At 69.3% G+C, this 13,713-nt stretch carries 11 protein-coding genes and 1 tRNA gene; 6 read left to right on the top strand and 6 right to left on the bottom strand.

From position 1 onward, the window contains the following. Positions 1-419 precede the first annotated feature (419 nt). Both ABZ749_RS15240 and ABZ749_RS15245 read right to left on the bottom strand, forming a co-directional pair. Positions 420-495 (bottom strand) — tRNA-Arg (locus ABZ749_RS15240). A gap of 189 nt (positions 496-684) precedes the next feature. Then, positions 685-1,335 carry a CGNR zinc finger domain-containing protein gene (locus ABZ749_RS15245; protein WP_357227913.1) on the bottom strand — a complete coding sequence of 217 codons (651 nt, stop codon included), beginning with the start codon at positions 1,333-1,335 and terminating at the stop codon, positions 685-687. 204 nt (positions 1,336-1,539) lie between these two features. Here ABZ749_RS15245 and ABZ749_RS15250 point away from each other — a divergent pair, with 204 nt between their 5' ends. Further along, positions 1,540-2,772, top strand: a complete 1,233-nt coding sequence (locus ABZ749_RS15250) for an MFS transporter (protein ID WP_357227915.1) — start codon at positions 1,540-1,542, stop codon at positions 2,770-2,772. A gap of 112 nt (positions 2,773-2,884) precedes the next feature. On the opposite strand, the gene ABZ749_RS15255 is transcribed toward ABZ749_RS15250, so the two are convergent. Then, positions 2,885-4,267 carry a glycoside hydrolase family 6 protein gene (locus tag ABZ749_RS15255; RefSeq protein WP_357227917.1) on the bottom strand — a complete coding sequence of 461 codons (1,383 nt, stop codon included), beginning with the start codon at positions 4,265-4,267 and terminating at the stop codon, positions 2,885-2,887. Between the two features lie 217 nt (positions 4,268-4,484). Between ABZ749_RS15255 and ABZ749_RS15260 the strand changes: the two genes are divergently transcribed. The 5 genes from ABZ749_RS15260 to ABZ749_RS15280 all read left to right on the top strand — a co-directional run bounded on the left by ABZ749_RS15260 (position 4,485) and on the right by ABZ749_RS15280 (position 10,889). Next, positions 4,485-5,696, top strand: a complete 1,212-nt coding sequence (locus tag ABZ749_RS15260) for a CapA family protein (RefSeq protein ID WP_357227919.1) — start codon at positions 4,485-4,487, stop codon at positions 5,694-5,696. A 223-nt stretch (positions 5,697-5,919) separates the two neighbouring features. Further along, entirely contained in the window at positions 5,920-8,055 is a 2,136-nt protein-coding gene (locus ABZ749_RS15265) for a HAMP domain-containing protein (protein WP_357227921.1), read from the top strand. Positions 8,056-8,057: 2 nt separating this feature from the next. Continuing rightward, on the top strand, positions 8,058-9,335 hold the full coding sequence (gene pgsB, locus ABZ749_RS15270; RefSeq protein ID WP_355005072.1) for a poly-gamma-glutamate synthase PgsB: 1,278 nt from the start codon (positions 8,058-8,060) through the stop codon (positions 9,333-9,335). Continuing rightward, positions 9,332-9,817, top strand: a complete 486-nt coding sequence (locus ABZ749_RS15275) for a poly-gamma-glutamate biosynthesis protein PgsC/CapC (protein ID WP_355005071.1) — start codon at positions 9,332-9,334, stop codon at positions 9,815-9,817. Before pgsB ends, ABZ749_RS15275 begins: the two co-directional genes overlap by 4 nt. Before the next feature lie 25 nt (positions 9,818-9,842). Further along, complete coding sequence (locus ABZ749_RS15280) at positions 9,843-10,889, top strand: NlpC/P60 family protein (RefSeq protein WP_357227923.1); 1,047 nt, start codon at positions 9,843-9,845, stop codon at positions 10,887-10,889. 24 nt (positions 10,890-10,913) lie between these two features. Here ABZ749_RS15280 and ABZ749_RS15285 read toward each other — a convergent pair whose 3' ends face one another. From ABZ749_RS15285 to ABZ749_RS15295, 3 genes are all read right to left on the bottom strand, one after another. After that, a complete protein-coding gene (locus ABZ749_RS15285) occupies positions 10,914-11,837 on the bottom strand; it encodes a hypothetical protein (protein ID WP_357227925.1) in 924 nt (307 codons plus the stop codon). Positions 11,838-11,893: 56 nt separating this feature from the next. Continuing rightward, entirely contained in the window at positions 11,894-12,871 is a 978-nt protein-coding gene (locus tag ABZ749_RS15290; RefSeq protein WP_357227928.1) for a carbohydrate kinase family protein, read from the bottom strand. A gap of 14 nt (positions 12,872-12,885) precedes the next feature. Further along, the coding region (locus ABZ749_RS15295) for an adenosylhomocysteinase (protein ID WP_357227930.1) at positions 12,886-13,713 on the bottom strand (828 nt) is incomplete at its 5' end.

Below are 13,713 nucleotides of genomic sequence, written 5' to 3' on the forward strand. Positions count from 1 at the left end.
GGGGCGGAGTCGTCGGCGGCGGGGTGGTCGGGGGCGGGGCCGAGCAGGGCGGGCCCGGCCGCAGTGCCTCCGCAACTCACCGATAAGCACCACTAGAAGATTGCCAAATGATTCAAGGCCTTCCGCAGCAAGGCGGAGTCGGAACGGTTCCTGAGCATCGTCGAAACCGACGTCGCCCAGGGGCGGTGGATTGCTCCGTCTGCCGGCCGAACGACGATCGGCGAGTGGGCCGAACTGTGGTTCAGTGCGGCGGAGTCAGGGTGGAAGCCCAAGACTGTGCACACTACCCGGCACTACGCCCGCGCGATTGACTCCCGAGATGCTGAGGTAGCCGCTCACCTGGCCAACCTTGAACGGGCACGCATCGGGCACGGAAGGCCCGCAAAAGCGAAGATTGATCGGTGATCAAGGCTCTGACCTGGTGCCCCCGGCAGGATTCGAACCTGCGACACACGGTTTAGGAAACCGATGCTCTATCCCCTGAGCTACGGGGGCGCGAGGGCCCAGTCTAGCGACCCGGGCTTCCAGCTGAGGTGGCAGGGAGCGGCCTGCGTTCACCCCGCCACCCGGACGCCTCTTGTCCCAGCACAGGGCCACCCCCGGCGGGACGCCAGGGGGACCGATATGAGGGCGGCAGCCGTCCACTGCCGGCGGAGACTCACCACGTTCACCACCGTCGACCGACTACGGACTGGCGGGCCGGGCGGCGCGGCGACGCTCGGTGAGCCGTCGCGCCTTCACCGCGTTGCCGCAGTCCGCCATGCGACACCAGCGGCGGGAACCGTTGCGGGTCCGATCGAGGAACAGCCAGCCGCAGCCGCCTTCGAGCACCGGGCAGCGGCGCACCCGGGTCAGGTCAGCCGCCACCATGAGGTCCAGGGCGGCCTCGGCGATCCGGTCGGGCACCAACATGGCCGGCACCGTGCCGTAGACCAGCCGTACCTGCGACGAGTCGAGCACGAATCTCGCTCGACCGGCCGCGCCGGACCAGCGCTGGTGGAGCGCGACCAGCGCGGCACCGGCCGCGACGGGGTCGTCCGCCGCGCCGTCGTCCGCGTCGGTGATCGCCGCGAGCATCACGAGATAGAGCCCTTCGCGGATGTCCCGCACGGCGGCCAGGCCCGCGTGCGCCGCCGCCGGCTCGTCGCCCCAGGCGCGGCCAACCTGGTCGGCCTCCGCGTCGCTGATCAGGCCCACCTGGACCGACCAACGCAGCAGGGCGGAGCTGTCGGACAGGAAGTCGTGCGGCGACGTGCCGCCACGCTCCAGTGTGTTGACCAGATCCAGCACGGGGTGCCCCCCGACCATCGGCAGCTGGCACACGTCGAGTGGCATACCAGCGAGGCTACCACCTAACGCACGGAAGGCGGTTCACGCCAGCCCAGTTCGGGAGTTGGTGCGCCACGCTTGGCCCCACGCATCGGCGCAATAACAGCGCCTTGCGGCCGAACAGCGAGGGATGCCCACTCGTCTATGCTACCGTCAAAATTCATTTAGCCGGGATCATCTCCTCGGCGTTCGGGATCTGGGAGGTAGCCAATGGCGCCCCAACGACGCGCGGTCTATGCCCTCGCCGCGTTGTCCGCCGCCACTTTCTGTTACGTCACCACCGAGGTGCTTCCGATCGGGTTGCTCACGCTGATCGCCCCAGACCTGGGACGCTCCAGGTCCGAGGCCGGCCTGCTGGTGACCGGGTACGCCGTGGTCGTCATGATCGTGGCGCTCCCGCTGACCCGGATCACTCGGCGTGTGCCCCGGCGCCCACTGCTCGCCGGTGCCCTCGGTGTGTTCGCCGCGGCGACGACGGTGTCGGCCTTCGCGACCTCCTACGAGGTGTTGCTCGCCGCGCGACTGGTGTCCGCCACCACGAACGGTGTCTTCTGGGCTGTGGTGTTTCCGGTGGCGATCTCGATGTTCCCCGCGAACATCCGCGGCCGCATCGTGGCTCGGCTGTCGATCGGCAACGCCCTCGGCCCGGTCCTCGGCGTGCCGCTGAGCACCTGGCTGGGCGGGCAGGCCGGGTGGCGGGCCGCCTTCGTCGCGATGGCCGTCTTCGGCTTCGTCACCTGCGTCGCGGTCGCCCTGCTCCTGCCGAGCGTCGCACCGCAACAGAGTGCCGGCGACATCGGGCCGATGCCGGACCGAGCACGCTTCGTCGTGCTCCTTTTCGCCACCGTCCTCGCGGTGACCGGCGCCATGGGCGCGTTCACCTACATGACGGTCTTCCTCCTCGACGTCAGCGGGTTCGCCGCAGCATCTCTCGGCCTGCTGCTCTTCGTCCAGGGCTCGTTCGGCGTCGCCGGGACCTGGGCGGTCGGCCGGGTCCTCGACCGGTTTCCGCTCGGTGTCGTGCTGGTTCTCCTCGGACTCCTCACCGCCGCGATGGTCGGCCTTTATGGAGCTGGCGCGAGCAAGGTGTTGACGATCCCGTTGCTCGCCGTGGCGGGGATGTCGTTCAGTTCGCTGATCGCGGGAATCCAGCACCGCGTCATGCAGGTGGCCCCGTCGACCACCGACATGGCGTCGGCCAGCCTCAGCGTCGCGTTCAACTTCGGCCTCGCGGCCGGCTCGTTGATCGGCGCGGGTCTGCTGGCAACGGCCGGGGTGCGCGTCATCCCATTGTTCGGCGGCCTGCTGACAGCCGTGGCGATCGCGTTGCTCGCCGGCCACGAGATGTCCCGCAGGAGAGGGAGGAACCACAGCAGTTGGTCGGTACGACCGACCCGTGGCCGGGATGCCGAGAAGCCACTGGCCACCAACGTGCGGACTTAGCTGGCGCGGCGTCCCCGACGGCTACGGGGGGGCGCGAGCGCGACCCGGGGTGGCGAGGAACGGCCCGGCGCGGAGAGTGGTCCTCCGCGCCGGGCCGCCGCATCGACTGATGTCAGTTGGTCACGCAGTCGGCCGACACGCCCGGGCCGGTGCCGGTGCCCTGGAAGCCGAAGTTGGTCGACTGCCGGCCGAGGACACGTCCGTTGTAGCTCACGTTGGTGAACCCTACGGATCCGCTGGTGCCGCTGACCTGCGCGTTCCAGGCGCTGGTGACAGAGCCGTTGGGCAGCGCGACGGTCACGGTCCAGCCGTTGATGTCCGACTTGCCGGCGGTGACCGTCACGCTCGCGGTGAAGCCGCCAGCCCACTGGTTGACCGCGATCGACGCGTAGCAGCCGTCACCGGCCGGCGGCGTGGTCGGCGGCGTGGTCGGAGGGGTCGTCGGCGGCGTCGTCGGAGGGGTCGTCGGAGGGGTCGTCGGAGGGGTCGTCGGCGGGGTGGTGGTGGGCGGGTTGGGCGCGCCGTTGGCCAGGCTGAAGGCCAGTTCGGGCTGGAACGAGCCGGCCGTGAAGCGGCAGCCGTCCGCCTCCCCCGGCGGCTTCACCCACAGGTACGCGTCGATGTTGCCGTCGCCGGTGTTTGTCGTCGGGTACTGCCCGATGCGCCGGTCGGTGTTGTCGTCGCCGCACCAGTCCCCGCTCGCACCCCCGTTACGGCTGGTGTCGATGACCTGGCGCTTGCCCGAGATCCCCATGCCGTTGAGGGCGGAGATGACCCCCCGACCGAAGTTCGCCTCGCTGGAGGTGGAGTTGTAGTTCGAGACGTTGGTGAAGAAGCCGTCGGCGTACTGCACACCGGCTGCCCGGAGCCGGTTGGCCGTCTCACCAGCGCTGTTCCAGGTGGAGTGGCCGCCGTCGAGGTACACCTTGGCGTTGGGGTTGCCCGACTTGATGGTCCGGGTGGCCGTCGAGATCGCCGCGTTGCGCGCGTTGATCTCGGCGCTGCTCAGGCACGTCAGCAGAGCGAGTGAGTCGGTTTCCAGGATGATGATGACGGTCTGGTTGCCCAGTCCCCTGGCGAAGTTCGACACCCACGTCTGGTACTGGTTGAGGTCGGGCGCCCCACCGGCGCTGGCGCCGCCGCAGTCCCGGTTGGTGATCTCGTAGACGGCCAGGACCGGGATCTGCTGCGCCGCGTTGGCGGCGCCGATGAACCCGGAGACCTCGGACTGCACGGTCGAGGGGTTGAAGTTGGCGAACCAGCGCGCCTGCGGCTGACTCGCGATCTTGTCCCGGATGACGGCCGTACGCGAGTCGCCCGGGTTGGCGGCGACCCAGCGGACGACGGCCGAACTCGGGTCACGGTAGAGCGACCCGGACAGCGTGCCCGCGGAGGCGCTGCTGACGGCGAGGCAGACGCCGACGGCGGTGGCGCCCGCGACGGCCGCCACGCTGAAAGCCGCCGATCTGCGGCGGAGCGAGGAGAGGATAGCCACGACGTGTTGCCTCCAGATCACATAGATGTATCTAAGTTCATGGGAGCGTTCCCACGGTAGCGGAGGCACGTGCCGCTGCCAAGATGCGCGGGCGTGCTCGCTCAGGGTCTGCACGACGAAACCGCCGGCTTCTCCGACTGTTGAGGTCGCTGATCGACCGGGGGACAGCGGGCCAACCCCTCAGCGGGCGGCGGACAAGGCGTACTAGCCTGTCGCGGTGGCGAGCAATTCTCAGGTGAGCGGCGGGTTCTCCGGCACGCTACGGGCGATCCTCAGTTGCGTGATCGCACTGGCGGTCGGGGTCGGGGCGATCTATGTCCTCGGACCCTGGTCCGTTGAATCTCCCGCGCCGGCAGACCCGCCCCGCCCCTTGGGGGCCCCGGTGAAGGCGGCCGGACGGACGGTATCCGTGCTCGGCGCCGGGGACATCCTGCTGCACCCCGAACTGTGGGACCAGGCCCGGCGCGACGGTGGCGGCGAGTTCGACTTCGCCCCCATGCTGGCGCCGGTGCGGGAGACCGTTTCCAGCGCGGACCTGGCCCTGTGCCACCTGGAGACCCCGCTGGCACCGCCGGGCGGCCCCTACATCGGCTTCCCGAAGTTCAACGTGCCGCAGGAGGTGGTCAAGGGCATCAAGAGCACCGGGTACGACGGTTGCTCCACCGCCTCGAACCACACGATCGACCAGGGGTACGACGGCGTCAAGCGAACCCTCGACGCGTTGGACAAGTCGGCTCTGGGGCACACCGGCAGCTACCGGACCGAGCGTGAATCCCGCACCGTCAAGATCTATCGGGCCAAGGGTGTGAAGGTCGGACACATCAGCTTCACCAAGAGCTTCAACGGTCTGCGCCCGCCCGCCGACAAGGAGTGGGTGGCGAACCTCATCGACGTGAAGGCCATTCGGCGGGACGCGGCGGCGGCCCGGGAGGCGGGCGCGGAGATCGTTGTGGTCAGCCTGCACTGGGGCACCGAGTACGAGCACGAACCGGACGTCGACCAGCAGACCTGGGCCCGTCAGATCGCCGCCATCGACGACGTGAACGTCGTCTTCGGGCATCACGCACACGTCGTCCAGCCGGTGGAGCGGATCGGCGACACCTGGATCGTCTACGGGATGGGCAACCAGATCGCCCGGCACGCCGAGCCGGTGAACGCCAACCGTGACGGCGCGATGACCCGGGTGACGTTCGGTCCGGCCGGCGAGACGAAGAGGTGGAAGGTGGTGGCCATCGAGGCGATCCCCACCTTCGTTGATCTGAATCCGGACATCCGTCTGGTCGATCTTGAGCGGGCGTTGGCGGATCCGGCCCTCTCCCCGGGGCGCCGCCGGATCTACGAGGCCGCGGTCGAGCGGATCGAAGGCAACCTCTTAACCAGGGCCGCCGACAGCGCAGGCCTGGTGGTACGCGGAGTGCCGCGCAAGTAACAACCGCAACTGAGCCGACACAAAGGCGAAATCGTCACAGATCTCGTGGTGGCACACCTTGCTAGCATTCGCGGCGGCCAGCGGCCGTCGCCTGGCTGACGAGCTGGACAGGCAGCGGTCCAGGGAGTAGCTCCACGGGGAAGGTTGTCGTTTCGTGTCAGGCAGGTCGGCGCAGTACGCGCCATGGCAGTCGACGGCTGGGCCCGCAGACGATCATGAACAGTTGCTGGCCTGGAGGCGACGGGCGCTCGACCAGCAGTTGCCGGCTGCGTCCTTTCCCGCCGGAACGAGCGCACCCTCACTCGTCTATCTCTGGACCACGATGTTCGTGGTCGCCATGGCGATCCTCGGGTTTGCGGTCAGCGCCGAGCGCGGGGTGCTCCCAGCCGTCGTCGACTCCCAGCGGGACGTCGTGTCCAAACTGGCCTCGAGCATGCAGACCGAGGCCCGCAGCCGGGCGACCAACCTCAGCCGGACCGTGCAGGACCGGGGCACCACGAGCGACACCGATCTGCTGACCCGCCTGGTCGGGGAGGGCGCCGGCTTCACCGGCGCGGTGATCGTGGAAACCGCCTCCCGGCGACCTCTCGCCGCCAAGGGCGCGGCGCTACCGCTCGACCTCCTGCCGCCGGTGCTGGAAGTCGACAGGACGATCGCCGCCACCACGGCTGATGGCCCGGTGCTGGTCTATGCCGTCGCGCTGGACGACACCCGGGCAGTACTCGCACTCCAGCAGGTCACCATGCGGAACCTGCGACTCAACCCCGACGCGGGACATGGCGTCCACATGATCGGCCCCGACGGCAAGAGCAGCCTGATGCAGGGGGCCAGTGCGGTCGACGCCGTGCACCTGCCGACCGTCTTCGCCGGCCTGGCCGGGTCCGACTCGCCCCAGAGCCGCGAGGTGGTGGTCAAGGAGTGGACGGACCGCAGGCTCGTGGTGTCGTCCGCGCCGGTGGGTGAGACCGGGCTCGTGGTCGTCTCCCTGCTCGCGGCGGACGTGAGCGCGGGGACCTCGGGCACCAAGGGGGTGCTGCTCGGGCTCAGCCTGCTGCTCGTGACACTGCTCAGCTTCGTACTCATGCGCATGTCGCTGGTCCGGCCGGTCCGGGCGCTGCTGAACCAGGCCAAGGCCGACGCCTGCGGCGTGATGACCCGGCGCCGTCCGCCGATGCGCATCCGCGAGGCGCACCGGATCACCCGGGCGTTGGCCCTGGCCTCCGGCGACCAGTACCCGCTGGACCAGCGGTGGCGGCCAACCGTCCTCCAGGGCCTGACCGTCGCCGTGGTGGTCGCCATGCTCTGGCCGGCGGCGGCCACGGTGGTCGCGTTGCAGGCTCCCGATCCGACGATTCCCGTGCAGTTGGTGCGGGATGCGGAGAGCCGGGCGGAGGAGGCCAGCAACGCCCTCGGGCACCTGCTGGATGACGGCCTGACCACCGTCTCCCGGGTCTCGCAGGGGATCACCTCGAAGGACCTCGGGCAGGCGGACCGGACCCTTGACCGGGAACTCGCCGCCGAGCAGCGGCTGCGGGCCTTGTACCTGGTCGACCACGACGGAAAGATGGTGGCCGGCGCGGGCCGGAAACCGCTGCGGACCGTCGCGCCACTGCCAGGCGAGGTCGGCGTCCATCTCGACGACACAGCCGAGCGGTTGCCGCTCGTGTACGCCTTCAACCAGCGCGCCGACGGCTTCGCTGTGATCGGTGAGTTCGACCCGGACCGCCTGCTCGGGCTGGTCCGTCGGGTGGATGGCCGCGTCCGGGTCGTCGACGCCGAGCTGCGGACGATCCTGGACTCGGAGGGGTTCCAGGCGTTCCAGCCGCTACAGGGTGAGTTCGCCCGAAGCGTCGCCGTCGAGGTGCTGCCAGGCAGCACTGTTGGCCGGTCGACCACCGAGGACGGTACCCCGGCGATGGTCGCCGCCTCCGGTCTGACCGTGCCGACGACAGTCGCCCACCTTGAGTGGGCGGTCGTGCTGGAGCAGGACGTCGCCGGGTTGCGCCTGCCGACGATGGTGGAGCGGCGGTGGACCCTGCTGGTGGCCGGGGCCGTGGTGGGCATCGCCCTTCTCACCCACCTGTGGCAGCTCTACATCTTCGTCCGGCCGTTGCGGAGGTTGAGCTCCTTCGCCGAGCGGATGGCCGACGGGACCGTGGATCTGCCCGTCCCGCCGCAGCGCCACGACGACATCGGTGCGATCGCGATGTGCCTGGAGATCTGTCGCCAGGTCCGACACACCGGGTCCGCCCGATTCGGTGGTGCGCTGCGGCTACGCGGCGCGGGAGCCGACCGGACCAGCGTCCTCGCCCGCGTCCGGCACGCGGCGGGGACCCGCAACCGGGCGACGAAAGGCTGAGCATGTTCTACCTCTACACCGTCTACAGCCTCTGCTGCCTCGCCCTCCTGGTGGCCGGCGTGATCGAGCAGCGGAACCACAACCGCAACCTCGACACCATCCCGCACCGGGTGCTCGTCAACGGGATCCGTGGCAAGAGTTCGATCACACGACTCTGCGCGGGCGCGTTGCGCGGCGGCGGCAAGGTGGTGGTGGCCAAGACCACCGGCACCGCCGCGAGGTTCATCTTCCCGGATGCCAGCGAGGAGCCGGTGCACCGCAAGTTCGGGATCGCCAACGTGGTCGAGCAGATCGGCATCGTCCGGCGGGCCGCCGTCTACCACCCGGATTCGCTCGTCATCGAGTGCATGGCGGTCATGCCGGCATTGCAGGAGATCAACCAGAGCAAGCTCATCAGGTCCACCATCGGGGTGCTCTGCAACGTCCGCGAGGACCACCTCGCCGAGATGGGGCCGACCCTCGACGACGTGGCCCGGTCGCTGAGCCGGTCGATGCCCGAGGACGGCATCTGCATCACCGCGGAGAAGGACCGACTGGCGATCCTGGAGAAGGAGGCAGCCAAACGGAACTGCCGACTGATCGCGGTCGACCCCGAGTCCGTGACCGACCAGGAGATGTCCGGCTTCGGCTGGATCACCTTCAAGGAGAACGTGGCCATCGCACTCGCCGTTGCCGAACAGCTCGGCGTCGACAGGCACAGCGCGCTCACCGGCATGTGGTCGGCCCCACCCGACCCGGGAGTGCTCTCCGTGGCCCGGGTCCTGTACGGCGACAAGCGCGTCCGCTTCGCCAACATCTTCGCCGCCAACGACCCGGAGTCGACGTACATGAACATCGAGCAACTGGAGAAGCAACGGCTCATCAGCAAGCCGTTGACCATGGTCATCAACTGTCGACCGGACCGGGTGGAACGGAACGGCCAGATGGGTACGCTCGCCGGCCGGGTACAGCCGCAGTGCATCGTGCTGATCGGTGAGATGACCCGCAGCGCCAAGGTCAACGTTCCCGCCGAGTTGCAGAGCCGGGTGGTCGACCTGGGCGGCAAGCTCCCGTCGGAACGGCTGATCAGCGAGGTCATGGCGGTGACGGCGGAGGATGCCTCCATCGTCGCCGTCGGGAACATCCACGGGCAGGGTGAGGTGCTGCTGCACGAGCTGGCCGCCCTGCCGAGCTGGGAACCGCAGGACCACAGTCGTGCCGAATCGATGCTCCGTCCGCCGACCGCGCGCGCCTCCGCCGTGGACGGCGAGACCGTGTTCCTGGGAAGGACCTACCGGTGACATTCGGAGGAGAACTGAGCGCCCAGCTGGCCACCGCGTGCCTCGGCATCGGCCTGGTCTTCGCGCTGCTCTGCTATCTCACCACGAACCTCTCGCCAGGCGGGATGATCACGCCGGGCTGGATCGCGCTCGCGCTGATCGAGGACCCGCTCCAGGCTGCGGTGATCGTGGTCATGACCGTCGTCACCTACGCCCTCACGCGGCTGATGCAGCGCATGGTGATCCTCTACGGCAAACGCCTCTTCGCCGCGATCGTCCTGCTCAGCGTCCTCCTCCAGATGACTCTGTTCGTGATCGTCCAACGGGACCTGCCGCTGCTCTTCGCACACCAGACCCTGGGCTTCGTGGCACCGGGGCTGATCGCCTACCAGCTCGTGCGCCAGCCGCCGAAGGCGACAGTGCTGGCCACCGTCATGGTCACCGTCATCACCTACGGGGTGGCGTTCAGCGGCGTCGTGGCCGGCTTCGTGCCGGTCACCTGAGGCCCCACACCGACGAGGAACAGGCATGAACTACCGGACTTACTCCCGCAGCCGCGCCATGCTGATGACCGTCGCCGCCTTCGCTCTGCTGAGCGGCGGCAGCACCTTCGCCTACGTCATCGCCCGGCACAGCGCGGCGGATCCGATCGAGCTGAGCCTCGGGGCGCAGGCCGCGCAGGCCGCCGTGACCAGCGGCTCCGGCTACAGCTACCGACGGTTGGCCGCACCGAACCGGACGCAGATGGTCGACGCCAAGGGCAAGACCGTCGCGATCATGACCGACGGTGCCCGCACTGTGCACATCAGCGGCCCGAAGCGGACGTTCGCCGAGTCGCGGTTCACCAAGGCCAAGGTCCCCGCCGAGCTCTGGGTACGACTGGCACCACGGGAGTGGCGGGCGGGTGCCGAGAAGGAGAAGTGGTTCACCGACTGGTTCCGTAAGGCCCGTACCGACCGCTCGCCCGACGTGCTGGCGGTGGCCCGGGAGTACACCTACGTCGCCGTGCCGAAGAAGGACGCGAAAGGCCGGCAGTACTCCGGCGACGCCGCCTTCGGGCCTCTGTCGGACATCGACCCGGACGGTCGCGCCGAGAACTCCGACTTCTACGACTACCTCGGCGTGTCGTGGGAGTTCCCCGACAAGAAGGAGAAGCCGACGGCGTCGCACATCCGCAGCCTGGACTGCTCGGGCTTCCTGCGCATGGTCTACGGCTACCGGATGGGCTACCCGCTCCTCGGCACGAACAACGCCGGCCCCGGCCTGCCCCGGCGGGCGACCGCGATGGCCTCGGTGGGACCAGGGGCCCTGCTGATGCCGAACACCGGCAAGCGGGCCCGGGAGCTGGATCGGCTGCTCCCCGGCGATCTCCTGTTCTTCAACGCCGGGCCGGTGCAGGGCGCGAACATCGAGCACTCCGGCATGTACCTCGGCGTCGACGACCGGGGACACCACAGGTTCATCTCGAGCCGTACCACCGCGAACGGCCCGACCATGGGTGACCTGGGTGGGGAGTCCATCCTGGACGGCACCGGCTACTGGGCCCTGCGCTGGCGGACGGCCCGCCGGATCTGACCTCGACGGCGACCCTGCGACGGGTCAGGCCACGGCGAGCTGCGCCGCGAGCACGTCCGCGACACGGCCACGGGCCTCGGCGTCCCGCCGGACCGACCAGCTCAGCTCCAGGTGGACGAAGACCGCTTCCAGCTCCGCCGCGGCCCGGCCCTGCTGGTTGGTCTTACCCTCAAGCTGGCCGCACTTCCGCACCCACGCCCGACAGGTGTTCAGCCCGGCCCCGGAGAGGCCGTCCGCGATCCGGCGGGCCACCGGGGTCACCGGAGCCGACCCCGTCGACACCACCGCGTCGGACGTGGGCAAATTCCGGTCGGCGAAGCCGTGCAGTTGGATCTGGTCGAGGTCGTTCCTGGCGAACTCGGCCGCCAGGGTGTGGAACAGCGAGCGGTCGTTGTGGGCGACGTCCGCGTCGCTGTCGGCGGCCTGCCGGTGTGCCCCGGCGACGAGCAGCACGCTTGCCGGCGTCTTCCGGTAGACGGCCAGGCCCAGCTTCTCCGTGTTGATGTCGAAGCCGGGGTGCGGCACCTCGATCACCGTGCGTGGGGCGGTGCCCCGGTCCACCAGCACGGCACCCCAGGAACGATCGTCCGACCCATCGGCGAGGTAGAGCGAGAACGGCCGGTCGGTGACCGGGTCCGTACCATGATGAGCCCGGAAGCCGAGGTCACCGAAGACCTGATCCAGGTCGTTGGCGGCAGTCGGCTCGGTGACCAGCGACCGCGCTGCCCGCCGGGCCGTCGCCCGCTCCTCCGTGTCCGGGTCACGGTAGGGGTTGTCCCGGGAGAGGCCAGCGGTCAGCTCATCGATCAGCACCTCGGGATCGGGCCCTCGCTGCTGTTCGGATGTCGGCTTGGCGTCGGCGCACGCCCCCGAAACGAGCAGTGCCAGCGTCGCCGCGGCGATCAGCCCGCGGCGAGTTGAACCCGCGGCCGGAAGCGGTGTACGCACCCGTGCAGGCTAGCCGATCACCCCCGGGTGCCTTCCGGCTCGGCCGGCTGGCCCGGTCAGACCCGGGCCAGCCCGAGCGCGCGCACATCCACCGCCACGTCGGGGCCGTAGGACTCGACGAGGCGGCGCTCGAAAGCGTCCGCGTCGATCGTGTATTCCTGTGGACCCTCGACCTCCAAGACGTGCGCCGCCAGAACACAGCCGACCTGCGCCGCCCGCTCGATGGGCAGGTCTGCGGCGAGCGCGGCGAAGAAGCCGGCCCGGAAGCCGTCGCCGACGCCTGTCGGGTCGACGATGTCGCCCACCCGGGCCGCCGGCACCAGGACGTCGCCGTCCCGCCCGGTGATCCGTACCCCGTTGGCGCCCAGCGTCACGACCCGCACGCCCACGCGGCGCAGGATGTCGTCTTCGCTGAGCCCGGTCTTCGACTCCAGCAGCGCCGCCTCGTACTCGTTCGTCAACAGGTAGCCAGCGCCGTCGATCATCGCCTCGATGTCGGCCGACGGCATCCGGGCCAACTGCTGTGACGGGTCGGCGGCGAAGGGCAGGCCCAGCCGACGGCAGGCGGCGGCGCGGGCGAGCATCGTGTCCGGGTTCTCCGCGGCGACGATGACGAGCCCGAGCCCTCCGGCACGCTCGGCGACACCGTCGAGGCTGATCCGGTCGGGCTCGCCCATCGCGCCGGGATAGAACGATGCGATCTGGCAGAGGTCGGTGTCGGTGGTGCAGATGAACCGGGCGGTGTGGGCGATGGAGCTGACCTGCACCTCCGAGCAGTCGACCCCGTGCCGCTCCAGCCAGCTGCGGTAGTCGCCGAAGTCACCACCGACCGCGCCGAGCAGCACCGGCCGGTGCCCGAGTTGAGCGAGCCCGAAGGCGATGTTGGCGGCGACCCCGCCGCGCCGGACGACCAGGTCGTCGACGAGGAACGAGAGCGAGACGCTGTCGAGGCTTCCGGCGATGAGTTGCTCGGCGAACCGCCCCGGAAAGCGCATCAGATGGTCGGTCGCGATCGAGCCGGACACGGCGATCATGCGGAGGGGCCCTCTCAGTAGCGGTAGTGGTCGGGCTTGTAGGGCCCTTCGACCGGGACGCCGAGGTAGCTGGCTTGTTCCTTTGTCAGTTCGGTGAGGCGGACACCCAGCGCGGAGAGGTGGAGTCGGGCCACCTTTTCGTCCAGGTGCTTGGGGAGAGTGTGGACACCGATCGGGTACTGGTCGGTCCTGGTGAACAGCTCGATCTGCGCGATGGTCTGGTTGGCGAAGCTGTTCGACATCACGAAGCTCGGATGCCCGGTGGCGTTGCCCAGGTTCAACAGCCGGCCCTCGGACAGCACGATGATCGAGTGGCCGTCGGCGAACCGCCACTCATCCACCTGCGGCTTGACGGTGATCCGCTCGACATCGTCGCGTTTCGCGAGACCTGCCATGTCGATCTCGTTGTCGAAGTGGCCGATGTTTCCCACGATCGCCTGGTGCTTCATCCGCGCCATGTGCTCGTTGGTGATCACGCTGAGGCAGCCCGTCGCGGTTACGAAGATGTCCGCGGTCTCGACCACGTCGTCGATGGTTGCGACCTGGTAGCCGTCCATCGCCGCCTGGAGGGCGCAGATGGGATCCACCTCGGTCACGATGACCCGCGCACCCTGACCACGCAGACTCTCGGCGCAGCCCTTGCCGACGTCGCCGTAGCCGAACACCACGGCGACCTTCCCGCCGATCAGCACATCGGTGGCCCGGTTGATCCCGTCGATCAGCGAGTGCCGGCAGCCGTACTTGTTGTCGAACTTGCTCTTGGTCACCGAGTCGTTCACGTTGATCGCCGGGAAGAGCAGGCACCAGCCGTGGTCGGGCCGGTCCGGAGCGGACTGGGCGGT

The organism is Micromonospora sp. NPDC047753 (genome assembly GCF_040642735.1).
In the GTDB taxonomy this organism is placed as follows: domain Bacteria; phylum Actinomycetota; class Actinomycetes; order Mycobacteriales; family Micromonosporaceae; genus Micromonospora.